The sequence below is a fragment of the bacterium genome, assembly GCA_026708055.1.
GTDB lineage: Bacteria > Actinomycetota > Acidimicrobiia > Acidimicrobiales > CATQHL01 > VXNF01.
The window spans coordinates 166,527-191,770 of the sequence record JAPOVS010000019.1 but is presented as its reverse complement, the minus strand read 5'-3'; the positions used below and the strand labels follow the sequence as shown (position 1 = coordinate 191,770).

The following is a 25,244-nucleotide window of genomic DNA, read 5'->3' as shown; positions in this document are numbered from 1 at the left end:
TCACGATGCTCGGCCGACTGATCGCGAAGCGGCTGGCGCTCTCGGTCGTCCAACTCTTCGGGGCGTCGGTCGTGATCTTCGCCCTGGTGCGGCAGTTGCCGGGCGACCCCGCCGTGTCGCAGCTCGGCTCGACCGCCGGACCCGAGCAGATCGAGGCCCTGCGGGAGCGCCTGCACCTCAACGACCCGGTGCCGGTGCAGTACGGCATCTGGATCCGGGACCTGTTCCGGGGCGACCTGGGCCGGTCCAACGTCACCGGCAACGCGGTGACGACCGACCTGGCCGACCGCATACCCGCCACCCTCGAGTTGATCACCATCTCGCTGTTGGCGGCGCTGGTGGTGCTGGTGCCGCTCGGGGTGTTCACGGCCCGGATGGCCAAGCGCTGGTACAGCCGCGCTGTGAACCGCAGCGTCTTCACCTACGGCCTGTTCGCCGGCTCCATGCCGGACTTCTGGTTGGCCCAGCTGCTGCTGTTCGTGTTCTTCTTCAAGATGGGCTGGGCGCCGGCGCCACTCGGCCGGGTGGATCTGGCGATGGGGCCTCCCGAGGACGTGACCGGTCTCTACACCATCGACAGCATCATCGCCGCCGACTGGGGGCGATTACGCGACGCCGTGGTACACCTCGTTCTGCCGGTCATCACGCTGGTGTTCGTCTACGGGGCGCCGATCCTGAAGATGACCCGGGCCAACGTCACCAAGAACCTGGACTCCGAGTTCGTCCAGCAGGTCAAGTCCGCCGGCGTGGGCGAGCGCACGCAGCTGTGGATTGCATTCAAGAACTCACTGCCGCCGGTCATCACGCTGGCGGGCATCACCTACGGCTTCGTGATCGGCGGCGCCGTCCTGGTGGAGACGATCTTCTCGTGGGGCGGGCTGGGCCAGTACGCGGTGCTCGCAATCTCCAACTCGGACTTCAACGCCATCCAGGGCTTCGTGCTGGTCGCCACAGTGGTGTCGATCTTCATCTTCCTGCTCGTGGACGTCGTCCACTACCTGGTCGACCCGCGGATCAGGGCAGCCTGATGGACCCCATCGAGCCCATCGAGACCACGGCGGGACCGGCGCCCCTGACCGGCCGGCGCGAGAGCCCGTTCAGGTACTACCTGCGGTTCGTCTTGAGCCGTCCCGCCGGGATCTTCGGTCTCGTGATGGTGTCCGGCGTTCTGATCGTGACGATCATCGCCCCGTGGATCATCCCGTACGACCCCGAGAAGACGTTCCCGGGGCTCATCCTGGAACCGCCCAGCAGTGCCCACTGGTTCGGCACCGACGCCACTGGCCTGGACGTGTTCTCGCGGGTCATCGCCGCCACCCGCACCGACATACCCGTGGCCTTCGCGGCCACCGCCGCCTCCATGGCCATCGGGGTGATCCTCGGCGTGATCGCCGGCTACTTCGGCGAGCGGCGCGGCCTCGGCGGCGCCGTGTCCGAAGTCATCATGCGCATCCTGGACATCTTCCAGGCGTTCCCCGTCTTCGTGCTCGCCCTCGTGCTCGTGGCCGCCGCCGGCTCGGGCGCCCTGAACGTGGGCATCGCCATCGCCTTCGTCAACGCGCCCATCTTCGCCCGGCTGATCCGGGGACAGATCCTGGGACTGCGGCGCATGCCGTTCGTGGAGGCCGCCCGCTGCGCCGGTGGGACACCTCTGCGCGTCGCCTTCGGAAACGTGATGCCCAACGTGATCTCGCCGGCGTTCGTGCAGGCCTCGGTGACGCTCGGGTTCGCCATCCTCCTGACCGCCGGCCTGAGCTTCGTCGGTGCCGGGGTGGCCGCGCCCACGCCCGAGTGGGGCTTGATGGTGGCCTCCGGCGGCCGCCACATCATCACCGGCGAGTGGTGGCCCTCGGTGTTCCCGGGCCTGGCGCTCGGCGGGACGATCCTGGGCTTCGCCTTCCTGGGCGAGGTCATGGGGCAGGCCATCAACCCGCTGGAGCGACGATGAGCAGCGGCAACGGCGTCGTCCTCTCCGCCGGCGGCGTCTCGACGACGTTCTTCACCCACGCCGGCGAGGTCGAGGCGGTGCGCGACGTGTCCCTCGACCTGCACAAGGGCCGGATGCTGGGCCTCGTCGGCGAGACCGGCTGCGGCAAGTCCGTGCTGGTGCATTCGCTCGTCAACCAGGTGCGCTTCCCCGGCAAGGTCACAGGCGGGGAGGTGCTCCTCGACGGCGAGGATCTGCTCTCACTCGACGAGCGCTCCCTCCGCCGGGTGCGGGGCCGGAGGATCGCCATCATCGGCTCCAATCCCGGCGCCTCGCTGGATCCGCTGACCACGATCGGCGACCAGCTCGGCCGGGCGATCACAGCGCATGAGAAGGTGACGGCGCCCGAGGCTACGGTGCGCGCCGTCGAGGCTCTGGAATCGGTGGGCATCCCCGATCCCGAACGGCGCAAGGACGCCCACCCCCACGAACTCAGCGTGGGCATGGCCCAGCGGGTGCTGATCGCCATGGCGCTGCTGCACTCGCCCGACGTGATCATCGCCGACGAGCCCACCGCCGGCCTCGACGTCACGGTGCAGCGCCAGGTGCTCAACCTCCTGCGGCGACTGCTGGCGGACCTGGGGTCGGCCACGATGATCGTGACGCGGGACCTGGGCATCGTCGCCCAGTACTGCGACGACCTGGCGGTCATGCGCGACGGGTCCCTCGTGGAGCACACGCCGGTGGTGAGGTTCTTCGATCGGCCGAGCGAGGCTTACAGCCGCGACCTGCTGGGGAGGGTGATGACGTCGGCGGTCGGCGAGAGCGCCCCGGCGGCCGCCGCCCCCACCGCCGAGGATCCGGCCGCCGAGCCGCTGCTGGCGGTGCGGGACCTCGTCAAGCACTTCCCGGTGCGGGGCGCCCGCCACCTCAGGGTGCACGCCGTGAACGGCGTCAGCTTCGAGGTCGGCCGCGGGGAGGCGCTCGGCCTGGTCGGCGAGAGTGGCTCGGGCAAGACGACGGTGGGCCGCCTGGTGCTGCGCCTGATCGAGCCGACCGGCGGCTCCATCGACTTCGCCGGCGAGCGAATCTCGGAGATGTCCGAGGCGGACATGCGCCCGCTGCGGAGCCGCATCCAGATGGTCTTCCAGGAGCCGCACGCCTCGCTCAACCCGTCGACCTCGGTGGCGCGCAACATCGACGAGCCGCTGCGGGTGGGCGGCATGGGACGCCGCGAGCGGAACGAGCGGGTGCGTGAGGTCCTGGCGATGGTGCACCTCAGCGAGGCCGACGGCGACAAGTTCCCCCACCAGCTCAGCGCCGGGCAGGCGCAGCGCGCCGGCATCGCCCGGGCGATCGGCACCGAGCCCGACCTCGTCGTCCTGGACGAGCCCACGTCGCAGCTGGACATCGCCATCAGGGCCGAGATCATCGACCTGCTGAACGAGATCAGCGACCAGCTCGGCATGGCCTACCTGTTCATCTCCCATGACCTGACCGCGGTGCGCAGCGTCTGCTCGCGGATCGCGGTGATGTACCTGGGGAAGATCGTCGAGGCAGCGCCGACGGCGGAGCTGTTCGCCGAGCAGCGGCATCCCTACAGCAAGGCCCTGCTGTCGTCGGTGCTGTACCCCGACCCGGCGGCGGCGCTGCCGGACTTCCGGCTGGAGGCCGAGATCCCCAGCCCGATCCACCTTCCCGAAGGGTGCCACCTGCACCCGCGCTGCCCGATCGCCACCCCGGAGTGTGGGGTAACGTACCCACCTCTCGTGGAACTGTCGGCGCAGCGGCACGCGGCCTGCTACCGCTCCGATGTGCTCGTCGCGACTCCGACCACCCGAGAGGAGGGACGATGACGAACGTCTTCCATGTGGGCGTCGACGTCGGGGGCACGTTCACCGACCTGGTGTGCGTGAGCGACGACGGCACGATGACCGCCACCAAGGTCCCCAACGTCGGCGACGACCCGTCCACCGACGTGTGTGCCGGCCTCGACGACCTCGCCGACCGGCTGGGGCTGTCGCCGGAGGGGTTCTACGAGGCGATCGAGGTGATCGTGCACGGCACGACGGTCGCCACCAACGCCATCCTCACCGGCCGGATCGCCCGGACCGGGTTGATCACCACCTTCGGGTTCCGGGACGCCCTGGAGATGCGCCGGGGCATCCGCGAGCGCCTCTACGACAACAAGTACACGCCGCCGCCGCCGCTGGTTCCCCGCTACCTGCGCCTCGGCGTGCGCGAGCGGGTCGACGCCGCCGGGAGCGTCGTCGAGCCCCTCGACGAGGACCACCTGCGGGAGGCGGTGGCGGAGCTGCGCGCCGAGGACGTGGAGTCGGTCGCGGTGTGCTTCCTGCACGCCTACCGGAACCCGGCCCACGAGGCGCAGGCGGCGGAGGTGATCGCCGCCGAATGGCCCGAGGTGCACGTCTCGCTGTCGCACGCCGTCCTCTCCGAGCGGCGGTTCTACGAGCGGATCTCGACCACGGCGATCAACGCCGCCGTGGGGCCGATCCTGGCCACCTACCTCCGGCATCTGCTGGCCGAGCTCGGTCGGCGCGGGTTCGGCGGCGCGCTGCGGGTGATGAAGTCCAACGGCGGGCTGATGTCGCCGGAGGTGGCGGCGGCCCGCGAGGCGGCGCACACCCTGCTGTCGGGACCGGCCGGGGCCGTGGCCGGCGGCACCGCCTTCAGCCGGATGCAGGGCAATGCCAACCTCATCGTCATGGACATGGGCGGCACGAGCTGCGACGTGTGCCTGATCGAGGAGGGCGCCTCGCTGGTGACACGGGAGGGCTCGGTGGCCCGCTACCGGCTCATGCTGCCGATGCTCGACATCCACACCGTGGGGGCGGGCGGCGGCAGCATCGCCCGCGTCGACGAGGCCGGGTTGCTGGAGGTGGGCCCCGCCAGCGCCGGATCCCACCCGGGACCGGCCTGCTACCGGCGGGGCGGAGACTTCGCCACGGTCACCGACGCCGACGTGGTCCTCGGCTACATCTCGCCGGACTACTTCCTGGGCGGGCGGATGGCCCTCGACGGCGACCTGGCCCGGCAGGCGGTGCGCGCCCAGGTCGCCGACGCTCTCGGGACTTCGGACCTGGAGGCGGCCGCCGGCGTCTACGACGTCATCAACGCCAAGATGGCCGCCGCCATCGGGGAGGTGTCGGTCCAGCGCGGCTACGACCCGAGGCGTTTCACGCTGCTGGTCGCCGGGGGCGCCGGGGCCGTCCACGTGTGCCCGATCGCCCGCGACATCGGGATCCGCCGGGTCATGGTCCCCCGCGACGCCAGCGTCTTCAGCGCCTTCGGCATGCTGACCACCGACTACCGCCACGACTTCGTCCGCACCTACGAGGCCATGCTGGCGGTCGCCGACGTCGAGACCATTCGGGCCGCCTATGCCGAGATGTGCGGCGAGGGCGAGGAGCTGCTGGACGCCGAGGGCGTCGAGGCGGCGGAGATGAGCCACGTCCTGAAGATGGACCTCCGCTACCACGGCCAGATCCACGAGGTGGAGATGCCCGTGGAGCGGGCGGCCCTCGACGAGCCAACCATGCCGTCGATTCACCAGAAGTTCCACGAGCGGCACGAGGAGATCTACTCCTACGCCACCGAGGCCGACCCGGTGGAGGTCGTGAACCTGCGGGTCACGAGCATCGGCCACGCCTGGACCACCGAACCCCGGGTCGAGCCGCTGGGCGGCGCCGACGCCTCGGGGGCGTTCAAGGGCAACCGCAGCACCTACTTCCGGGACGGCGGCGTCGTGGAGGTGCCCGTCTACGACGGCACCGCCGTGCTGCCCGGCATGCGCATCGAGGGCCCCTGCATCGTGGAACTGCCCGACACGAACGTCGTCGTGGACGTGCACTTCGACCTGTCCTGCGACGGCTACGGGCACTTCCTGCTCGAGGCCAAGGACTGAGCGCATGAGCACCGACCTCCCGGGCGCCGCGGGCGAGCAGTGATGATCGACCCGATCCTGGTGGCGGTGCTCGGCAAGAAGATCGAGGCCGCCACCCGGGACATGACCCGGGTCATCGAGCGCACGTCCCGCTCCCAGCTTCTCCAGGTGCGGGACTTCACCGCGGCGGTCCTCGACGCCGACCACCGGATCCTCGCCCAGAACGAGGGGCTCCCGCTGATGGCGTACGGGTTCTCCGAGATGCTGGGACACCTCGTCGAGCAGGTGGGCGGCCCCATCCGTCCCGGCGACGTCTTCGTGCACAACGACACGTTCCGGGGCAACAACCAGGCCCAGGACACGGGCGTGTTCCGTCCGGTGTTCATCGACGGCGATCTGCGCTTCTGGACGGCCACCAAGGGGCACCTCGCCGACCTCGGGGGCAGGTCGGCGGGTGGCTACGACCCGCAGGCCACCGACGTCTGGCAGGAGACCATCCGCATCCCACCGCTGCGGGTGTTCGACGGCGGGACACTCCGGCGAGACGTCTGGAACGTGCTCATGGCCAACAGCCGCTTCCCCGAACTGGTGGGCGGCGACCTGCGTGCCCTCATGGGCGCCACCGGGGTCGGCGAGCGGGCGCTGTGGGAGTTGTGCGCCCGCTACGGCATCGACGTCGCCATGGCACATCTCGACGCCCTGCTGGACTTCAGCGAGGAGCGGGCGCGAGCCGAGATCGAGCGCATGATCCCCGGCACCTACACCGCCGAGGCCACCTGGGACCTGCCCGCCGGAGTCGGTCCTGACCGGCTGGTCTGCCGCTTGGTCGCCACCGTCGGCGGCGGCCGGGTGGTGCTGGACTTCAGCGACTCCGACGCGCAGGTGGACCGCTACTACAACGGGGTCCACGGCACGTCGTACGCGGCCGCCACCTCCACGTTCCTGATGATCATCGACCCCGACATCCCCCACAACGGCGGCGTCGAGCGCTGCATCGAGGTGGTGTTGGCCGAGGGGACGTTCCTGCATGCGGCGTTCCCGGCACCGAGCGTGCTGGGCAACTTCGTCATGAACGACGTGATCGCCGAGACCGTGATGAAGGCCCTCGCCCCGGCCGCGCCCGACCGGGTGTGCGCCGGCTGGGGCAGGGGGCTCAACGTCAGCCTCTACGGCACCGACCCGGCGACGGGCAGGGAGTTCCTGGCCGTGCCGCTGCTCTCGAACAAGTGCGGCGCGGGCGGCGTCGCCGGCGGCGACGGGCAGGACTGCATCGGCATCCTGACCTGCGGGGGCGGCTTCGCCTTCGACGACTACGAGGTCTTCGAGGGGGGTATGCCGATCACCCTGCTGAGCCACGAGTACTGGGAGGACTCCGCCGGTCCGGGTGAGTGGCGAGGCGGATTCGGCATCAAGGTGGCCTATCTCATGGAGGCCGAGACCGTGGTCACGTGCTTCGGCGACGGCAGCGACGAGCCCTACGGCCTCTTCGGCGGCGAGCGGGGGGCGCCGAACCGCATGGTCATCACGCCCCCGGGCGGCGAACCGTACGAACCCGCACCCAACTCCACGACATTGGTTGCGCCCGGTTCGATCGTCGAGATGTTCAACGCCGGCGGCGGAGGCTACGGGTCACCTGCGGCCCGGCCGCACGGGGTGATCGCCAGCGATGTGCGCAACGGAATGGTGTCGGCGGACACCGCCCACCGGTTCCACGATTTCGCTATGGCGTGACCGCCCGAGCCCGGGTCCCGCGGGAGTGTGCGACCGGTTCGATGGGCCAGACCGTGCCGCGCAGCAGTTGTTGCCGACCGCTGGTTGTGGGGCAGATCCCGGCCGGAGATGTGGTTGCGAGCGTCGACGCGGCTCTGGGATGGCAACGTCGCGACCACATGAGCAACATCTGCCCCTGCGGCCGGTCCGGGGAGGTCTTGGGTCAGAGGCGCTCGTAGGTCCAGCCCACGGCCCGGTCGCCGGCGTAGGGCATCGTGCCGTGGAACGGGCGCGGGTCGTCGTCGAAGACCAGCGGCAGGAAGTGGCGGTCGCCGTCCCAGAGCTCGAGGCCTGCGGCCTGCCGGGCGGCGGGGTCGGGGGCGCAGGCGGCGAAAAGGCGGGTGCGAGGCACCCAGATCAGGCCTCCCTCGTCGTTGTGCGCCGGGGGCTCGCCGCGCCAGGCGTCGGCCAGGAAGACGAACCCCAGCCAGTCCTCATCCCGGGGACCGAAGTCGGTCCAGGAGATCGTGCCGCGCAGCCGCAGCGAGGTGACCTCCAGGCCGGCCTCCTCGCGCAGCTCGCGGCGCATGCACTCGACGACGTGCTCGCCGGCCTCGAGCTTGCCCCCGAGGCCGTTGACCTTGCCGAAGTGGTCGTCGCCGGGACGTGCATCTCGTTGCACCATCAGCACCGTGTCGCCGGCTCGGTCCCACAGGTAGCCGAGCGTGCCGACGATCGGCGTGAGGGTCACAGTCTCACGGTAGCGAACCGCCACCCGCTGCCCGCCGAGCGGCGGCGGTACCGGTCCTGGGCGCTAGCCGGCACCCTGGGCGGCGATCCGGTCCAGGGTCTCGCGGGTCGGAACCCGCCAGCTGACGTAGGCCACGCCCACCGCACCGGCGGCCAGGACGATGGCCCGTGGCGTCCAGCTCTGGATCGCCAGGCCGGTGCTGATGCCCACCGCGATCACGATCATGGACACAGCCAGGATCTTGGCGCGGCGGCGCATGCCCAGCCCTGCCCGGTAGTCCCGCACCAGCGGACCGACCGCGGGCAGGTTCAGGAGCCAGCGCTCAAGGCGGGCACTCGACCTGGAGAAGGCAGCTGCCGCCAGGATGAAGAAGATCGTGGAGGGCAGACCCGGCACGACGATGCCGACTCCGCCGATGCCCACGAGCACCAGACCCGTCGCGATCCAGACGCCCCGGATCAGCTTGCTGCGGGCCATGGCGGGAGGTTCCCCGTGGGCCGGATTCCGGGCCGGCGGCACCTCGGGGCCGCCGTTCGACTCGTCCCGCCCCGCCATGTCCGGGCTCTCCCGACTCAGCCGGCGAGTTCGGCGACGTCGCCGACGGCCAGGTAGAACATCAGCCCCATCACGGCGAGGTTGACGACGCTCAGGGGCCACTTGAGCCGGTGGTTCCCCCGCCAGAAGCGCCGGATGCTCAGAGCGTTGAACACGATCGCCACCACACCGATCGCAACGCCGACCGCCGGGCCCACGACGTCTGCGACCCCGAGCAGCGGGAACACGTAGGGGAACACGACATACGCCAGCAGGCAGCGGGTGCCCGAGACGATCATGGATTGGCTGAAACGGCGTTCAGCGACCTGTCGCGAGGGGGCTTCGGCGGGAGCGGTACCAGACGTCATAGCGGGATCCCGCCCAGCCTAGGCGTCGGCCTCGCCTCCGGTGCCCGCCCCGGCAGGCGGGAGCTCGGCTCAGTCCTCGAACTCGCCGGTCGTGAACTTCAGTGTGGCGGCGTTCTCGCTGACGGTGCGCTGAGTGGCCTCGTCGAAACCCGCCGGGGCGGTGCCCTCGACCTCGATGGTGATCTCGACGGTGGCACCGTCGGCGCGGGCCAACTGGTTGACGATGGCGTCGGCGATGTCGGCGGCCGCCCGGGTCCAGCGCAGCGAGTCCAACGTGACCCGGCCCCAGTAGCGAGTGGGCAGGGCGGGACCGGCGGGTTCGGCAACAGGCTCGTCACCACGCGGTGAGTCAGGATCGCCGCCGCCAGCCTCGCCGGATTCCTCAGGGCCGTCGGCGGTCTCGGCCCGGTCGGCGGCCAGTTGCTCGGCGGCCACGTCGGGACGGACCACCAAGCCGCTCGGAGCCAGGGCGGCGAGGGCCTCGCCCGCCCGCAGACCGACGTAGCGACCGCTCTCCCCGCCAGCAGTGTCAGCGCTGTGGGTGTCGGCATAGGCGAAGCCATCGGCCCGCCAAGTCAGCGAGGCCACGCCGTCGCGCACCGCCTCATCCAGCACCGACCGATCCCGAAGCCGGGGCAGGTACAGGTACTGCGTGAAGTCGTCCCACAGTTGTGCCACGCTGACGTGGTCCCCCCGCCACAACGGCACCCGGTCGATGTCCAGCCGCAGCCGGGGTCCGGAATATGCGGGCACTAGGCCCTCGTCGGCGATCAACTTGCGGGAGACCCGTTCGGCCAGCGACTCCGAACTGGCTCCGGCGCGCCCCACACCAGGACTCGGCAGCCGGAACGTGTCCCAGGTCATCGGCCCCGTCGGGTCGTTCTCGGGCTGGTCGGGGTTGAGCACCCACTGGTAGGTCTCGGCAATGCGCTGGTCTACCGTCTCGTCGAACTCGTCCGCCTTCGTGTCAGCCTGGCGGGTCTGGAAAGCGTCCAGGTTCAGGGTCTCGCCGTCGCGGCGTATGGAGTCCCATGCAAGCCACTGGCGGGCCGCCTGGCGCAACTCCGCGAGCCGGGCACTGTCGGGCGCCAGGAACACCACCATGTTGCGGTGGCGCCGCGCCCCGCCCGAGCGCTCGTTCAGAACCGTGGCGGCGAAGTCTTGAGCCCGACTCGACTCGCTGCTGCGGTCGTGCTCGAAGCCGGGATCGATGATCACCAGCCGGACCGTGTCCTCGTCGGGCACCTCGCCAGGCGAGCGGGCACAGGGATGCACAGCTGCGAAGTCGCCCCTACGAGCGGCCTCCGCGCCCAGGCGTCGGCGGATCGCCTCGTCAACGTCGAGAGACTTGAGTTCGGCGGCCCGATCCTGGGCTATGCGAGTGACCGTCGGCGCCAGCGCGTACCAGTAGCGGGAGGCGTCGCGGTACAGGTACGTGGCCCGGTCCGAGAGTCGCCGGAGGGCGTCACCGAAAGTGGCCGGGCGCTCCCCCGGCTGGACACAACCGAGCTTGATCGAACGGTCGTCCAGGCCCTTGTTGGCAGCCTGCTGGCTGGGCGCGGAACCGAAGTACACCGTGCGGGCCACCCGCCGCGCCGCTGAGTAACGGCCCAGCGGGGCGTTCTCGGCGTCCAGACGCCACGACAAGGCCTTGGGCCCGTCCACGTCCACCTCCAGCACCGGCCGCCAGCCATCGTCCAGGTAGCGGGTTATTTCGGCGGCAACTTCGGCATCGTCGACGGGGATCGTGCCCGGCATGATCAGCAAATTGGCGTCCTCGTTCATCCACAGACTGTGGATAACTCTGGCCATCAGGCGCAGAACACCGCGGGTGCACTGGAAGCGTTCCAGGTTCGACCAATCGCCAAAGAGCCGGTCGAACAACTCCGGGTGAACCGGGTAGGCCGCGACCATCCGGCGCTGGTAGTCGCCCTCCCGGCACTCGGACGGGAACTCGCCGCTGTTGGCCCTGTAGAGCTCCGCAAATGCCGCCGCCACCGCCTCCCGCCTGCGGGCCGCGGCGGCGCTGAGCGGCTTGAACAGCCGGCGCCGGACGATCTCGAAGCTCTCCTCCGTCGAGGCAGTGCGCCAGTTGGCCTCCACGCGCCCGAACAGATTCTCCAGGCGGGTTAGCGCGGCTTGCCCTCCCTCACCGCCGACCTCGATCTGCGAGGCGGGGATCGTGGCTACCAGGAGCGCCCGCGGTGTGGCAGCGACGGCGTCGGCAAGCGCCTGCGCGAAGCTGAAGTGGGCGTCGAAGGTCCCGGCCGGCAGACCCTGCTGCCCATAGAGCTGCCGAGCGTAGGCCACCCACTCGTCGATCAGGATCAGGCACGGCGCGTGGGCCCGCAACACTTCGCCGAGGGCGGCGCCGGGGCTGGTGGCGGACCGGTCTGCCTCAGCGATCAGCGAATATGCATCAGATCCACCAAGTTGCCAGGCAAGTTCACCCCACATGGTGCGAATCTCGGTCCCGTCGGGCTTTCGGGAGATAGTGCTCGGCTCCAGTTGATGGCCCACGAGGACCGCTCGGCGCACTCCGGTTCCGGGGAGGCTCGATCCGCCGCCGGTCAGAAGGTCTTCCACCCCCGGGATGTCGGCCGCCCGCTCGGCGCCGGCGAGGTGGTACAAAGCGATGAGGGCGTGCGTTTTCCCCCCGCCGAAGTTGGTCTGCAACTTCACGACGGGGTCGCCGCCGGCACCCGCGAATCGCTCGACCGCTCCCGTGATCAGCTTGCCGAGTCCCTCGGTGATGAAGGTGCGCCGGTAGAACTCGGTCGGGTCGCCGTACTCGGCCGCCGCCGCGCCGCGCCACACCTGGTGCAGGTCGGCAGCGTACTGGGCCATCTCGAAGCGCCCCGAGGTGACGTCGTCGTGCGGCTCGATCACCTCCCGCCAGGAAGGCAGCCCCGCCTCCACGCCGGCCTCGGTGCGCTGCGCCCTGCTGCGCCGGGCGCTGCGGCTCTGCTCCTCGAACTTCAGGCGCAGCAACTCCTGATGGAGGCCACCGATTTCGTTGGCCTGGGCACCAGCAGCAGCGGACTCCAGCAGGCGCTGTGCCGTGTCTAGTCCCCGGAGAGCATCATCTGTGGAAAAACTCTCGTTGTGAGCCCATGAGTTACGCACAACCTGCAGTTCTGCGATGTAGCTGCGGTCGGCTCGCGACAGCTTCCGGGAGAAGATCGCGTTCCATTCGTCCCAGAGCACCTTGAGCAGGAACTGCGGATCCTTTGGGTTGACTTGCCTGGGCTTGCCGCCCCGAGTGTCGACGCGCTGCACGGCCGCCGGCCAGTTGGGGCCGAACTCCGCCTCGCACTCGCGCGCCACGAACGGAGCCAAGCCGTCGCCTAACAGGGCGATCGCCTTACCGATCCGCTCATGATTGCTCAGCGCCAAGAGATCACTCCTCCCGCGGCCTCACGACCGAGGCAGACCGCAACTCCCAGCGTCACGGCGAACAAACGTAGCAAGCATCAGGGCACATCTCCCTGTAGACCCTCGGAGTTCGTGAGGTCCAGAACGCCGCGAACTGGAGAGTCTCTGTGACCAACTCCCCCTTGCATGTGGGGGGCGTCCCGTGGCGTGGTGGGCTTAGGACAGAAGCTGTTCGCCCGTAGCGGCGAGGCGGGTCAGTTCGGGCCAAGAGGTGACGAGGCCGTTGTAGACAGCGGCTTCCGCGGACCGGTTCCGCCGAGTGCAGATTTGGAACAGTCGGTAGGCCAAGTCGCGGGCCGCGTCCGCCGTGTCCGCTTCGAGGCGACTCAGCAGCCTGGCCGCGGCCGGCTCGCCGCTGTCGAGGAGTGTTCGTAGCAGGTGTTGCGTGGCTTCCCACACGGTGGGGCGCCTATCTGTGGTGGGATCCCACCCTTCCTCGAGTTCGTCGCGATCTCGTAGGCGAACCCGATCGCCGACAGCCACAGCGACTCCAGCCTCAACCAGTCCGGCCACAGACGTGTTCCGGGCCTTGGACAACTGCTCGGCGCGGCCGAACGGGCCCTCGTTGAAGCCGTGTTCGTCGAACCAGGTCAGTGCCCAGCGGGTGTCAGCGTCGAGTTCGGCGCCGGTACCGGTCAGTGTCTCGTCGAGAACCTCATTGATGAGCGCCAGGGCCTCTCGGACACCCAGGTGCGATCCATCGGCGGCCAGCACCCGCTCGTAGCGCGTGTACACCGCCATCCCGGGCCCGACAGCAGCCTGGACAAGATCCAGCGGGGCGATGTTGCCCTGCTGCAGCAGCCGTATGGCACCGGGAAGCTCGGCCTGCAACTCGCGACGTAGCTCACGGACTGTCGTCACGGACTGGGCGGAACCGTCCCCGGCCTTCGGGCGGCAGACCAGGAGCACCGAGGACGCCAGAGACTTGGTGCCCTTCTTTACGCCTTCAGGGCGCTCAGTCCGCAAGGGCCACGTTGCGGTGATTTGCAAGTCGGCAGCGATGAGACTCTCCAACAGCGCCTCCCACGCCGTGCCGGGAGCCCTGGCGTTCGTCTTCTTCGCCTTCTTCTCCACCTGCTGGTATCCGTAGTAGACGGTGAGCGGATAACGAGGGTCGTGGACTTCCCGCATGTGCTCGAAGGCCCGGCGTAGCAGCGTCTCGAAGTGGGAGTGCGCGGCCGCCCTGTCTCCCTCGAACCTTGCTGAATTGGAGACGATCTGCTCATCGCTCGGGGCCAGGAGTGGTCCCAGCGTGTCGGGCCACACGTCACCGAGCGTCGCTCTGAGCCACACAAGAAACAGATTCGACAGCGAGGCGTAGTCGAACATGTCGTAGTAGGGCGGATCCGTACAGACCACCCCCCTGTCACCGTCGAGAGCGGTGAGCATCGAGGCGCATCGAACTTCGGCTCGCCCGACGCACGCCAGCTCCCGAAGGATGTCGCTGGATGGCTCGCCGCTAGGAGGGGACGAGATCGATCCCAGACCGGCAACGCTCGTCGGCGCAGGGAGGGCCTCGACCGCCTTGACAACGTAGTCGAGACCGCCGGCCCACGAGCCCGTCGACCCCGAGAAGGGATTGGCCTCGGGGAACTCACCGTAGAACCCGTAGGCGGGTCGGATGAACGACTGCTCGACCGACCCGTTGGCCCGGTTGTGGGTCGTCATCGTCGTCGTACGGTTGGCCATCCGGGACAGCGCGAGAGCCAGGTACGTGGTGATGGCCTCGGCGTAGGCGCGTGCACCACTGCCACCCTGCTCGAGGCCGAGTTCGGCGTCCGGCATTCCCGCCCCGACGGCGTCGCGGTGCACCACGGAAGTGATTCCGTTGATCACCTCGCTGAACGTGGCCATCGTGCGGCGCTGGCGAGGCGAGAGGAGGTCGCCGAATGTGCGCAGCCCGAACGCCGTGACATTCCCGCATTCGGCTGGCAGTTCTCGGCGCAGTGCCGCCTCAACGGCCTCCGGGTACCTGGTATCGCCACCTGCGAGGCCTGCCTGTTGGCTCGCGGCGTCGGGTGCCAGCCACCCGCGTCCGCCCCGCGGCCGCTCTGGGTTGGCGAAAGCTTGCACAGCCACCAGACGCAGCCCGAAGCCAAACTCCCACCCCCAGTCGCGCACCGCGTCGGCGTCGTTCACCGTGTTGCAGAAGATGCACAGGAAGTTGGCGCCCCGTCCGACCTTGAGATCAACGACACCGGCGGGCGGCGGCCCTGGCATCACTTCGAAGTCGAAGCGGTCACTGTCGATCACCGGGCGGGCATGCCAGCGGTTCGTCCGTTTCTTGGACAACCACCATGTGGACAGCAGCGGTGTGGTGCGACGGCAGCCTGGGTTGCCGCAGGCAATCGTCCGCGCCCACAGGTAAGAGATCGCCACCGTGCGCCCGCTCGGCGACAGCGGACTCACGGCCGCCTCGAAGGCTTGAGCGAGACGCCGCTGACACTCGGCTTCAACGGCTTCCCCGTAGAAAGCAATATCAGACGCAATTCCCCTCAGCCCATCGCTTCCTCCGAAGAGACCGGAGTTGACAGCAGGCTGCCCGGCGAACCTCTGGGCAATCGACAAGGTGGCCGCACTCACAAGGCCGGCGACGGGGTTCAGGTCGATGGCAAGCGTGTCCAAACCCAGCCTGAGCGCCTCCGTCGAGATCGCTCCGCCACCGCAGAAGGGGTCCAGGATTCTCGGCACATCGTCGCCCGCGGAGGTGACGATTCGGTGCTGCGCAGCAGCTAGCAGAGCAACGTCGCCGCTGCGCTCCCATCGGCAGAGCCCCTCGATCAACTCCATCAATCTCCGGCGCTCGGCATTCTGGTCGGCCTCGGTGGGAAATCGATCCGGCCGGGCAGACGGGTCATCCACGAGCGAGGCGAACAGCACGGCCCGCGCGACGCCAAGCGGCTTGCGGGACCACCACAGGTGCATCGTCGCTGGGTGTCCCTTCTTGGGCACCGCCTTCTCAGCCCGCCCGGCGGCGTTCACAGCCTCCAGCGGCAGCGCGACCTCGATGAGCTTGCGCCCCGACGGCTTCGAACGCGACGACTCCACAGCCGCAGGTCTACACGCGAGGTACGACAGCTGCTCGACCCAGCGGCGCGTCCCGGCGATGGCACAGATGTCGGGCACCGGCGAATGACGATCTCGGCACGTCGATCGCTCCACGCAGTCGGTTACACGGGTTACGTGTTACACTGATTACGTGGCGAATCTAACACTCGCGATCGATGACGAGTTGTTGCGTCGCGCTCGGATCCGGGCTCTCGAGTCCGGCACGTCGGTGAACGCCGCCGTCCGCGACTTCTTGGTGTCCTTCACCGGGACCTCGCAGCAGGATGCCACCGTGCGGACCCTCATCGCGCTCGCCGACGACGCCGGTGTCACCAGTGGGGACAGGGGCCGCGGCTGGACTCGCGAGGACATCTACGAAGAACGGACAGCAAGCTGAGCGTCTTCGTCGACACGAACGTGTTCGTTTATCTCTACGACCACGCCGACGCCGAGAAGCAGCGCATCGCTCGCGCAGTGCTCACGGAGCAACCCGAGGAGGTCGTCATCTCCACCCAGGTACTCTCGGAGTTCTTCTGGGTGGTCACCAGGAAACTCAGCCTGGATCCGCGGGCCGCACGCGAGGGCGTGCGCCAAATGGCCACGCTCCGCGTCGTGCCCATCGACCACCGGCTGGTCCTGCGCGCAACCGATACCGCCCTCACCGCAAGGCTCTCGATCTGGGACGCCCTGATCGTCGAAGCGGCCGCCGCAGCCGGCAGTGACCGTCTCCTCACCGAGGATCTCAACGACGGCCAGACCATCCGAGACGTCCAGATCGTCAACCCCTTCTCGGGCATCGGCTGAGCCGCGACGCGTCGGCGCCGGCGCCGCCTGCGGGCACAGGGGCCGCGGCTGGAGCCGCGAAGACATCTACGAGGAACGGACAGGCCGCTGAGCGTCCGGAGCGGAAGCGATTGGAGTCTGTCAACCCCACAGGGCTGCGATCGGGACAGCCTCGATCTTTTCGGCGATTTGGCGGCGGTGACGACCCGTGTGGAAGATGACGCCGCCAGCGAACTGTTCGGGGGGCATCTGATCTCGCAGCCAGATGATGTGCCGTGCGTCCTTGCGGGTCGGGGCGCTGGCCCTCTTCACCTCGAACGCGGCGACCCTGAAGCCGAATTCGGCGATCAGGTCGATCTCGTGCTCGCCGCGCTGAGCGCGCAGGTGATGGAGTTGCACCGGCCGGACAGATGCCTCGGCCTCCACCCGGAGCTGGGCTGCCACGTAGGTGTCGATGATGCGACCCCGCGCGTCCGGGTTGTGTCTCGCGGCGTCGAAGTCGACCCCGGCCAGCCAGGCGGCGAGTCCCGCGTCGGTGAGGTAACGCTTGGGGGTGGCCGTGAGACGCTTCAGGCGGTTCGAACGCCAAGCCGGCGTGTCGTCTATGAGACGCAGGACGCTGAGGATCTCGTGATAGCCGGCGGCCGTCTTCCGGTCCAGGCGTGCGGACTCTGCGAGGGTCGAGTCAGCCACAACGCCGGCAGAATGCAACGCGCACGCCTGCAGGTAGCGGCGCATCCGCTCCGGGCTGCGGGGACGACCGTTGCCGCTATCAAACTCACCGAGGTCGCGGGTCGACGCAACCCGCACATAGCTTCGCATCCAGCGGGCCCGCCGGTCGGCATCGGCCGAGGCGACCGCAGCGGGGAAGCCGCCGGCCAGTGCGATCCGCAGGTAACCCAGAATGTCGGGCGGATCCGTCGGGACCGTGAACCGCGCTGGGGTGTCCCAACGGTCGAAGAGCGACGGCGCGGTCGCATCACCGAAGCGCTCCCGGCCGGTTAGCGGCCACAGTTGGATGTCCAGGAAGCGGCCCGTGCCGGGCCACGAGCTGGCGATGAGGTCGTTCCTCGCTGAGCCCGTGATGATGAAGCGCCCCGGTCCGCCGTCGGCGTCAACCGCCCGCTTGACGGCACCCAGGACGTCCGGCGTGTGCTGCCACTCGTCGAGCAGCAGCGGGAAGGGACCGACAGATATCGCCGCGTCCGGGTCCTCGAGAACGAGGCTGCGCTCTTCGGGCCGGTCCAGTTGGAGGACCGACCCGGCCAGCCGCTGGGCAGATGTGGTCTTGCCGACCGCCCTGGGTCCGGTGAGCAGGATGGCAGGCCATCCGCCCAGATCCGAGGCCAGGGCGCGGTCAGCGATGCGGGCGATGTAGTTCTCGATCCAGCCAGATTAGCGGACCGAGATGCCTCTTCTACAATTATGTTGGTTACTTCTTACACACATTTGTCGACTATTTCCTACACACAATCGTGAGACGACGCCGGCACCGCCAGTGGGGACACGGGCCGCGGCTGGACCCGCGAGGACATCCACGAGGAACGGACAGGCCGCTGAGCGTCTTCGTCCAGGCGCACCTCTCGCGTTGGGGCGGTGACTGGACGCCGGGCCCGTAGAAGGCGCCGGCGACGTGCTCAGTGGTCGAGCAGCATCCTCAGCACGTCGGATATCCGGCGGCCGTTCACGTAATCGATCACCCCGAGGCGGCGGACCAGACGGTCCCGGTTGACGGATCGAACGAGTTCGCACTGGGCATAGCTCGTCTCGGCCAAGCCGTTGGCCGGCGTTGCCTCCACCTCGACGTGGCACGAGAGATCGCGTCGTGCGGTGGTCAGAGGCACGACGATCGCCACCGGGAACTCCCGGCCGAACGAGTCGGGAGGACCGACCACAACGGCGGGACGCCGGAATGCGGGCTCTGCCGGATACGAGGGACCGAAGTCGACGGACCAGAGTTCGTCAATCGACGCCATCTGTGACGGCTGTGAGTTCCGCATCGGCGAGATACTGCTGCCAAGCCTGCGGGTCCGCCCGCAGGGCGGCGAACTCAGCGCGGACCCGGCGTGCGTACCGCTCGCGGCGCAGCGCCTCGGCCGCGTCGCGGACCGTCTGGATCAGCGAGGTGTCCGCTGCCCGGCTGAGTTCGACAAGTCTCTCATGGGTACCGAGATCAACTCTGATGGTCGTTGTGTTCGCCATAGGGAAAGTCTACGTAATGTAGACAGAACCTGCTCAAGCAGCGCCCCAGCGCCAGCAGTGGCCGCTCAACGATTTCGGCCGGTGGCGCAGTCGCTCGATGCGGCGCGGTGCGAACCCGACATCGGCCCGCCACCTGCACCGCACCACTTCACTGGCTACAGGAGGCTGACCTGGGTCGACGGTGCACTGGCGGCGAGTTTGGTTAGTTCGGGCCAGGAGGTCACGAGGCTGTTGTAGTCGAGGGCCTCGGTGGCCCAGCCCTTGCGCTCGCAGATGAGGTAGAGGCGGTAGGCGAGTTCCTTGGCGGCCTCGCCGTGGCCGCCGACGGCACCGAGGAGAGCTGCAGCCTCTTGCTCGCCTTGTTCGTGGACGCGGTGGATGAGGTGGTGGGCGACCTCCCAGACGGTGAATCGGCCGTCGGTGGTGGGGTCCCAGTCGGGGTCCAGTTCGTCGCGGCGCAGCAGGCGGACCTTGCCGGCACCGGATTCGACGATCCCTGCGTCGACGAGGCCGGCCACGGAGGTGTTGCGGGACTTCGACAGCAGTTCGGCGCGGCCGAACTCCCCTTCCTCGAAGCCGTACTCGGAGAACCAGCTGATCGCCCAGCGGGTGTCGTAGTCGAAGTCGGCGTCGATGCCCTCGGCCACCTCGTCGAGCGTCTCGTTGATCAGCTCCAACGCGGTGCGAACCCGCATCGTCTCGCCGCTGGCCTCCATCACCCGGGCGTAGCGGGAGAACACCGCCATGCCGGGTCCGATGGCCGCCTGCGCCATGTCCACCGGTGCGACGCCGCCCTCACGCAACAGCCGCAGCGCCTCAGGCACCTCGGCCTCAAGGGCGCGCAGGAACTCGCGCCGAGTCGCCAGCGGGGCCGACACCGAGCGCCGGCGACACACCAGCACGATCGAGGACGCCAGGGCGTTCGCCCCCATGGCACGCGGTCGATTCGAGCGCTCGGTTCGCATCGGCCAGGTGGCGGTGATCACCATGCCCGAGTCGATGAGGCTCTGAAGCATCGTCTCCCACCCCGTCGACGCCACACCGCCCTCGGTGGTCTCGGCCTGCTTGAACGCGTAGTACACGGTCATGGGGAACCGCTCGTCCTGAACATCCCTCAGCCGCTCGAAGACCCGGTTCAGCCCGGACTCGAAGAACTCCTCGGCCTGATTCCTGTCGCCGTCGAAGCGGTACGGCGTGGCCACCAACTCCTGCGCCTTCGGCACCAGCAGCGTCGCGCACACCTCCGGGTACACCGACCCCAGGCAGCGGCGCAGCCACACATAGAAGAAATCCGACAGATCGGCGTACGGCACGTTGTCGTAGTAGGGCGGATCGGTGGAGATCAGCGCCAGCCGCGGCGAGGCGATCTTTGCCGCGTCGGCCTGCGTGGCGGCGCCCGCCCCGCCGGCGGGGAGCGCGGCCAGTGCGTTGGCCACCCAGGTTGTGGCCGTCTCAAGGCTGCCCGAGGAGCCGCTGAACGGGTTCGCCTCGGCGAAGTCCCACACCATCGCCAGCGCCTGACGCGTGAACGTGTTGGCGACCGTCTCGCGGCCAGGCTGCCAGAACGCCAGCGACGAGCCTCGGTCGGCCACCCTCATCACCACGAACGCCAGGTACAGCGAGACCGCCTCGGCGTACGCCGCAGCGCCGCTGCCGCCATTGGCCAGCGGCATCTGATCGTCATCCCACCCCGCTGCTGCGGCGTCGGCCCAAACCCGCTCACGCGCCTCGACAACCAGGTCACACAACGTGTCCAGCACCGTCAACTGCCGGGGCGTGAAAAGGTCGGCCCAACGGGTCATGCCGTACTGCTGGACCCGGAATCCCAGAGCCTTCTCGGGCAGCCGCTCCGTCGGAACGTCGAGAGGCGGATCGACGAGAGCACTCTCCTCGTGCACCGCGCTTGCGGGGAGGTAGACCCGCCTCCGGTCGCCCCCGGAGACGATGGCCAAGAGTGAGTGGCCCATGCGGCCCGCGCGACCTTCAGCCCGGAGGTAGTCAAACGGCAGTGCCGCACCAGTGGCCAGACAGCGGGCACCTCTACGGGTGAGGGTACCCGCGGGCAGGTCACCCTCGTCGCCTCTTCGGACCGCGAAACGGACCGTCCTCGAGTCTCGGTCCACCGAAGGCTCCAGCCACGCCCGACTGCTCTTCTTGCTGCTCAGCACGAAGCTTCGCACCAGCGGCACGTGCCCACGCCAAGCCGGATCAGCCGAACGCACCGTGCGCGCCCACAGCCAGGCGATCACCTTGGCCTCGCCACCTCCGTGCTCGGGCGGCAGCACGACCTTCGGGTACAGACCGCCGATGCGGCGCTCGGCCTCCGCGGCCAAACCACCGGCGTAGTAGCGCACATCGGCGGCGAGGCCCTGCGCGCCGGTCCAGCCCCGCAGCTGCGCGGCACCCTCCTGGTCCGGATGAACCGGCGGGCGGTCGGCGAACCGCGGCGGGATCTCAACCTGAGCCTTGTTGATCAGCACCGCCACGGGATTCAGATCAGAGGCGTGCGCCGCCAACCCCAGGCGCTGCGCCTCCAGCGGGATCGACCCGCCGCCCGCGAACGGGTCGAGCACCGCGGGCAGGTCACCGCCGCAACTCGCAGCGATCTCCGCCCGCGCCTCGGCCAGCACTCCGGCGTCGTCGCTGTTCTTCCACGGCACCAGACGCTCGATGATCCCGAAGAGGCGTTGGCGCTCGGCGGCCTGCGCCTCGGTGGTCGGGAACCTGTCGGGGTGCGCCGACGGGTCGTCCACCAGAGAGGCGAACAGCACCGCCCGCGCCGCCGCCAACGGGCGCCGCGCCCACCAGATGTGCAGTGTCGACGGGTGCGCATGAAAGATCGTCTTCTCCGCCGACGCGGCCGCGTTGATGGCGTCCAGCGGCAACGCCACCTCGATCAGCTTCCGCCGCGGCTCAGTCACGGGCGTTCCTTCCCGCAACTGACCTCTGGCGAGTCCACGCCTCCTCGCTGTCAGCCCGCGTCGAGTTGCAGGACGAGGCGCAGGCCGGCATCAACCCGGCGCATCAACTCGACGCCCGCGCTTCCGACCCGCTCTCGCACTTGGGCCTTGTCGAGAGTCACGATCTGCGAGACGTTCACGACCGAGTCGCGATCCAGCCCGGACTCGGCCGAAAGCACTTCCACGTTGCCCGGCGCGTCGGCGAGGCCCAGGTTGGACGAGATCGCCAGCGCAACCACCGTGTTGATTCTGCTCTCGTTGAAGGCTTCCGCGGAGACGATCAGAACCGGGCGGCGGTAGCCCGGCTCGGATCCCACCGGTTCTCGCAGGTTCACCCAGTGGATGTCGCCGCGTCTCAGCACCCTCGAGCCCACTCACCACTGCTCGCGCATGGCTTCGGCCTGCGCTGCCGCCAGACCGGAATCCAGTCGGGAGTCGTGGCCTTCATACACGGCGTTGAGTTGCTGGGTGATCTCGCTGTCGCCTTCGAAACCCACGATCTGTTCCAGCGCCAACGCGTACAGCTGCGAGCGCGACATCATCCGCCGGCGCGCCAATCGTTCCGCACGGCGGAACAGGGGATCGGGGATCGAGACGGCGACCTTCACGAGGTCAGTATAACTCGGTAATACTGAGGTGCTGAGGCGGGGAGGCAACTTCGAGTCACTCACCGCGGGGGCGCTGCGAGGTTCCAGTAGGCGTCCCAGGAGAGGCGGCGGTCGTACTCGGGCTTGCGGGCGGTGCCCACGCGACCCAGCGGCACCAGTTTCTCCTCTCGAGTCAGATACGGAGTCCGCGTTCGGCCCGCCCGCCGGTCGCCGTCCGCTGCTCCGGGCGGCGTTCCGGCTAGTCTCAGAACTGTCATGCGGTCAACTCACGCGGTGAACGGTGCGGCCGCCTGAAGGCCAACTCCCTGCCTACGACCGGCCGCCGGTGGTCGAGGTGGCTCTGGCGATCCAATTCGAGTCAGCCATCGGCTACCGCTCGGTCGACCTCGCCCAGATCGCCGAGCCTTGGCAAGACATGCTGCCGAACGTGTCCGAGCGGCCGACGCTGGCACCGATTGCCGTCGAACCCGATCGCCCGGCGGTGGCACTCAAGCTGAGCGACGAGACGGAGACGCCTCGCCTGTGGCTTCAGAACAAGGAAGGAAGCCAACTCCTGCAACTCCAGCAAGATCGGCTCGTCGTCAACTGGCGGAAGCTCCCAATGGACACCCCTTACCCGCGCTACGCAACCATCCGAGCGTTCCTAGTGTCCTGAGTTCCAAGTTCATGAGGATATGGCGTGGCCTCAACCGTTCGCCTTGGCGCGAAACCGCTGTTGAAAGGCTTGCTAACCTCACCAGATACCTCCGCCGAACTTCCGGCTCAGGACACTAGTCGAGGCCTGGAAGCGTCTATCGCGCGTCGTCGAGCACCTCGACCTGACTCTGCCCCCACCCTCGATCAGCGAAGTCCTCTATGTCAACCGACCGGAGGTAGAGGACAGCCACGACTCGCCAGACGGCATGTCGACGATCGTCGCGCCGTGGACGGGATCGATGAGCGACGAATTCCTGCCAACGCCAAGCGGGGCCGGGTTCTTCACGCGCTTCGAGCTTCCCAACGGGCGCGGATGGCTCGCCATCGAGGGGCAGTCCGGCAGTCCGGTGATGGGCGGCGGATCACCGGCCTCAACCTGGTCTCGCGGGGCCGAGCGAGTTCGCCCGACCTCGACGGCGCGCTCGACTTCATGGACCTCGCTCACGAGTGGATCGTGAGAGGTTTCACATGCATCACGACAGCAGAGGCACACAATCGCTGGGGACGAACCATATGAGCGCAGTCGAGCAAGACCTGCTGAGCGAGAGCGCGCCTCGACAGCGATCATGGGTCGCCTCCGCACGAGCGGGCGTCTCAGAAACCATGACACCCGTGGCTGGGTCCGTGCTCGGACCGGAACGGCGGGAGTTGACCCTGCAGGTGTCAGCTGCTCTCTTCAGGCAACAGTGGTTCCGGCCGACACTCGACCGGATGCTCGGCTTCCTGTCCTTGGGGGAGGACTGGAACGGCTACGGCGAACGCCCCATTCACGAGAGTGCTGTGAAGCGAGCCGTCGACGCGCTCAACGAGATCTTCCCCAACGGACCGAGCCCCTGTGTCGTTCCCACGCCGGACGGCGGCGTACAGATTGAATGGATGACCGGGGGTTTCGAAATCGAGGTCGAGATCCTCCCAGCGGGCCAGCCCTAGTCCTGATCGTGGACCCGTCCGGCCACGAGACCGAGACGACCGCAACCGCCCGAAGCGGCACATGGGAGTTGCTGCGAGACCAGATCTCTCGCATGCAGCAGGCGACCAGCTGATCACTCGTGAGCCGCTCGAAGGCAGCGAGAGCCTCTGGCGGCGAGTCCACCGAACCCACATCGTCGACAACGGGCAGGTGTCATCTATCGCGTTCTCCGACCCCGAATTGTCGGTCGACATCGCCCGGATCCAGCAGGACATGTCGATCACGCTCGCGGCCGAAGCCGGCGTCGCGGACTTTCCAGCGTCCGCCGCGCAAGCACTCGATCAGCAGACTAGGGATCGGCGGCGTTCCCGGTCAGCGCCGGACGGCCTCCAGGCGGGCCCGCATGCGTTCGTGGGCCTCGGGCGAGCCGTCGTGCCAGGTGCCCATCCAGGCGTCGATGGGAATCACCTGCAGGCCGTAGTTGCACTCGAAGTACTTGTGGTGCAGGTCGTGGTAGTAAGTGCCCGCGGGCATGGTGCGGCCGTAGCCGATCTCGAAGCGGTCGAAGCCGCAGTGACCGCGCGCCGGGTCCATGGCGGTGAAGAGATTCGTCAGGATGACAACGAAGGGGCTCACTGGTATGAGCATGAAGAACAGCACCGTGGAGAAGTAGAGCAGGTGCTCCAGGGGGTGCATGGAGAGGCCCGACCACGGTCCGGTGTTCACGTTCTTGTGGTGCAGGTAGTGCGCCCAGCGGTACAGGGGACGGGTGTGCAGCAGCCTATGGGTCACGTAGAACCAGCCGGTGACCAGGAAGAACGGCACGACCGTCATTGCAAGCAGGTAGACGACCCAACCCGGCCCGTCACCCCAATCCACCCGGGCGATGTGGTTGTTGGCGTACGCCCACAGCAGCAGCGCCTCGTAGGCGGTCCAGAAGAATGCGCCGCTGGTGAGCGCCCAGAACATGTTGTCCCGCGTCTGGCTGCCCCAGAGGAAGCGGCGGCTCTTGCTGCTCAACCAGCGGCGGTCGTACTTGTAGTTCTTGCCCTGGGCCCGGCGCACGTAGAGCCAGAGGTGCAGACCCCCCGCCGAGACCAGCAGCAGCACCACGTTGCGCAGATAGATCTCGGCGATCCAGCCGATGGAGAACCGCTCCATGCGCTCCATGGCGGGGGTGAAGACGTTCCACACCAGCGCCGCCAGGCCGGCGTAGATGAAGCCGTAGGGCCACATCGTCATCCAGACGAGGTTCCGGATGGTCTGCAGCGCCTTCTTGGGGCCGCCCCGCAGCGTGGGCGGCTGCATCGGGATGGCTTCCGCCGGTTCGTACCCCGCGATCCGCTCCATGGCCAACGTCCCCCTCAGCCGATCCGCGGCGCGCGGGAGCGTACCAGCCGCCCCTCGC

22 protein-coding genes are annotated in these 25,244 nt (G+C 68.6%); 9 read left to right on the top strand and 13 right to left on the bottom strand.

From position 1 onward, the window contains the following. The first annotated feature begins 5 nt into the window (after positions 1-5). From OXG55_02760 to OXG55_02740, 5 genes are read left to right on the top strand one after another with little or no spacing between them, the layout of a single operon-like run. Positions 6-1,028 (top strand): ABC transporter permease, encoded by a 1,023-nt coding sequence (locus OXG55_02760; protein MCY4102178.1) that lies wholly within the window; start codon positions 6-8, stop codon positions 1,026-1,028. After that, positions 1,028-1,948, top strand: coding sequence for an ABC transporter permease (locus OXG55_02755; GenBank protein ID MCY4102177.1), 921 nt, complete (start codon positions 1,028-1,030; stop codon positions 1,946-1,948). Before OXG55_02760 ends, OXG55_02755 begins: the two co-directional genes overlap by 1 nt. Further along, positions 1,945-3,783, top strand: coding sequence for an ABC transporter ATP-binding protein (locus OXG55_02750; GenBank protein MCY4102176.1), 1,839 nt, complete (start codon positions 1,945-1,947; stop codon positions 3,781-3,783). Before OXG55_02755 ends, OXG55_02750 begins: the two co-directional genes overlap by 4 nt. Further along, positions 3,780-5,852: a hydantoinase/oxoprolinase family protein gene (locus OXG55_02745; protein MCY4102175.1), complete on the top strand. Its 2,073-nt coding sequence runs from the start codon at positions 3,780-3,782 to the stop codon at positions 5,850-5,852. Before OXG55_02750 ends, OXG55_02745 begins: the two co-directional genes overlap by 4 nt. Positions 5,853-5,894: 42 nt before the next feature. Next, on the top strand, positions 5,895-7,562 hold the full coding sequence (locus OXG55_02740) for a hydantoinase B/oxoprolinase family protein (protein MCY4102174.1): 1,668 nt from the start codon (positions 5,895-5,897) through the stop codon (positions 7,560-7,562). Between the two features lie 202 nt (positions 7,563-7,764). Here OXG55_02740 and OXG55_02735 read toward each other — a convergent pair whose 3' ends face one another. The 5 genes from OXG55_02735 to OXG55_02715 form a co-directional block, all read right to left on the bottom strand. After that, positions 7,765-8,292 carry an 8-oxo-dGTP diphosphatase gene (locus OXG55_02735; GenBank protein ID MCY4102173.1) on the bottom strand — a complete coding sequence of 176 codons (528 nt, stop codon included), beginning with the start codon at positions 8,290-8,292 and terminating at the stop codon, positions 7,765-7,767. A gap of 63 nt (positions 8,293-8,355) precedes the next feature. Then, entirely contained in the window at positions 8,356-8,847 is a 492-nt protein-coding gene (locus OXG55_02730) for a DUF454 family protein (protein MCY4102172.1), read from the bottom strand. A 17-nt stretch (positions 8,848-8,864) separates the two neighbouring features. Continuing rightward, positions 8,865-9,194 (bottom strand): hypothetical protein, encoded by a 330-nt coding sequence (locus tag OXG55_02725; GenBank protein ID MCY4102171.1) that lies wholly within the window; start codon positions 9,192-9,194, stop codon positions 8,865-8,867. Between the two features lie 69 nt (positions 9,195-9,263). Continuing rightward, the gene (locus tag OXG55_02720) at positions 9,264-12,590 is read right to left on the bottom strand and encodes a Swt1 family HEPN domain-containing protein (protein MCY4102170.1); all 3,327 of its coding nucleotides are present in this window, start codon (positions 12,588-12,590) and stop codon (positions 9,264-9,266) included. Between the two features lie 195 nt (positions 12,591-12,785). Further along, the gene (locus OXG55_02715) at positions 12,786-15,755 is read right to left on the bottom strand and encodes a DUF1156 domain-containing protein (GenBank protein MCY4102169.1); all 2,970 of its coding nucleotides are present in this window, start codon (positions 15,753-15,755) and stop codon (positions 12,786-12,788) included. 73 nt (positions 15,756-15,828) lie between these two features. Here OXG55_02715 and OXG55_02710 point away from each other — a divergent pair, with 73 nt between their 5' ends. Both OXG55_02710 and OXG55_02705 read left to right on the top strand, forming a co-directional pair. Beyond that, positions 15,829-16,074, top strand: a complete 246-nt coding sequence (locus OXG55_02710) for a hypothetical protein (protein ID MCY4102168.1) — start codon at positions 15,829-15,831, stop codon at positions 16,072-16,074. Continuing rightward, positions 16,071-16,481, top strand: a complete 411-nt coding sequence (locus tag OXG55_02705) for a PIN domain-containing protein (GenBank protein ID MCY4102167.1) — start codon at positions 16,071-16,073, stop codon at positions 16,479-16,481. Before OXG55_02710 ends, OXG55_02705 begins: the two co-directional genes overlap by 4 nt. A 120-nt stretch (positions 16,482-16,601) precedes the next feature. On the opposite strand, the gene OXG55_02700 is transcribed toward OXG55_02705, so the two are convergent. From OXG55_02700 to OXG55_02675, 6 genes are all read right to left on the bottom strand, one after another. Beyond that, positions 16,602-17,282 carry a DUF4143 domain-containing protein gene (locus OXG55_02700; GenBank protein ID MCY4102166.1) on the bottom strand — a complete coding sequence of 227 codons (681 nt, stop codon included), beginning with the start codon at positions 17,280-17,282 and terminating at the stop codon, positions 16,602-16,604. An 815-nt stretch (positions 17,283-18,097) separates the two neighbouring features. Beyond that, on the bottom strand, positions 18,098-18,436 hold the full coding sequence (locus OXG55_02695) for a type II toxin-antitoxin system PemK/MazF family toxin (GenBank protein ID MCY4102165.1): 339 nt from the start codon (positions 18,434-18,436) through the stop codon (positions 18,098-18,100). Then, positions 18,423-18,662, bottom strand: coding sequence for a hypothetical protein (locus tag OXG55_02690; GenBank protein ID MCY4102164.1), 240 nt, complete (start codon positions 18,660-18,662; stop codon positions 18,423-18,425). Before OXG55_02690 ends, OXG55_02695 begins: the two co-directional genes overlap by 14 nt. Before the next feature lie 155 nt (positions 18,663-18,817). Next, positions 18,818-21,583 (bottom strand): DUF1156 domain-containing protein, encoded by a 2,766-nt coding sequence (locus OXG55_02685; protein MCY4102163.1) that lies wholly within the window; start codon positions 21,581-21,583, stop codon positions 18,818-18,820. 50 nt (positions 21,584-21,633) lie between these two features. Beyond that, positions 21,634-21,981, bottom strand: a complete 348-nt coding sequence (locus OXG55_02680; protein ID MCY4102162.1) for a type II toxin-antitoxin system PemK/MazF family toxin — start codon at positions 21,979-21,981, stop codon at positions 21,634-21,636. Between the two features lie 15 nt (positions 21,982-21,996). Continuing rightward, positions 21,997-22,230: a ChpI protein gene (locus OXG55_02675; protein MCY4102161.1), complete on the bottom strand. Its 234-nt coding sequence runs from the start codon at positions 22,228-22,230 to the stop codon at positions 21,997-21,999. 280 nt (positions 22,231-22,510) lie between these two features. On the opposite strand from OXG55_02675, the gene OXG55_02670 reads away from it, so the two are divergent. After that, a complete protein-coding gene (locus OXG55_02670; GenBank protein ID MCY4102160.1) occupies positions 22,511-22,885 on the top strand; it encodes a TIGR04255 family protein in 375 nt (124 codons plus the stop codon). Positions 22,886-23,083: 198 nt separating this feature from the next. On the opposite strand, the gene OXG55_02665 is transcribed toward OXG55_02670, so the two are convergent. Continuing rightward, complete coding sequence (locus OXG55_02665; GenBank protein ID MCY4102159.1) at positions 23,084-23,371, bottom strand: hypothetical protein; 288 nt, start codon at positions 23,369-23,371, stop codon at positions 23,084-23,086. Between the two features lie 158 nt (positions 23,372-23,529). Here OXG55_02665 and OXG55_02660 point away from each other — a divergent pair, with 158 nt between their 5' ends. Beyond that, a complete protein-coding gene (locus tag OXG55_02660; protein MCY4102158.1) occupies positions 23,530-23,856 on the top strand; it encodes a hypothetical protein in 327 nt (108 codons plus the stop codon). A gap of 352 nt (positions 23,857-24,208) precedes the next feature. Here the strand turns inward: OXG55_02660 and OXG55_02655 are convergent, their stop codons facing one another. Beyond that, entirely contained in the window at positions 24,209-25,186 is a 978-nt protein-coding gene (locus OXG55_02655; GenBank protein ID MCY4102157.1) for a sterol desaturase family protein, read from the bottom strand. Positions 25,187-25,244: the final 58 nt, after the last annotated feature.

Bases quoted from the DNA above. Each gene is read 5' to 3' on its own strand.
- OXG55_02760 (MCY4102178.1), top strand. From the start codon at position 6: ATGCTCGGCCGACTGATCGCGAAGCGGCTGGCGCTCTCGGTCGTCCAA.
- OXG55_02755 (MCY4102177.1), top strand. From the start codon at position 1,028: ATGGACCCCATCGAGCCCATCGAGACCACGGCGGGACCGGCGCCCCTG.
- OXG55_02750 (MCY4102176.1), top strand. From the start codon at position 1,945: ATGAGCAGCGGCAACGGCGTCGTCCTCTCCGCCGGCGGCGTCTCGACG.
- OXG55_02745 (MCY4102175.1), top strand. From the start codon at position 3,780: ATGACGAACGTCTTCCATGTGGGCGTCGACGTCGGGGGCACGTTCACC.
- OXG55_02740 (MCY4102174.1), top strand. From the start codon at position 5,895: ATGATCGACCCGATCCTGGTGGCGGTGCTCGGCAAGAAGATCGAGGCC.
- OXG55_02730 (MCY4102172.1), bottom strand. From the start codon at position 8,847: ATGGCGGGGCGGGACGAGTCGAACGGCGGCCCCGAGGTGCCGCCGGCC.
- OXG55_02725 (MCY4102171.1), bottom strand. From the start codon at position 9,194: ATGACGTCTGGTACCGCTCCCGCCGAAGCCCCCTCGCGACAGGTCGCT.
- OXG55_02700 (MCY4102166.1), bottom strand. From the start codon at position 17,282: ATGCGAAGCTATGTGCGGGTTGCGTCGACCCGCGACCTCGGTGAGTTT.
- OXG55_02695 (MCY4102165.1), bottom strand. From the start codon at position 18,436: ATGGCGTCGATTGACGAACTCTGGTCCGTCGACTTCGGTCCCTCGTAT.
- OXG55_02690 (MCY4102164.1), bottom strand. From the start codon at position 18,662: ATGGCGAACACAACGACCATCAGAGTTGATCTCGGTACCCATGAGAGA.
- OXG55_02660 (MCY4102158.1), top strand. From the start codon at position 23,530: ATGACACCCGTGGCTGGGTCCGTGCTCGGACCGGAACGGCGGGAGTTG.
- OXG55_02655 (MCY4102157.1), bottom strand. From the start codon at position 25,186: ATGGAGCGGATCGCGGGGTACGAACCGGCGGAAGCCATCCCGATGCAG.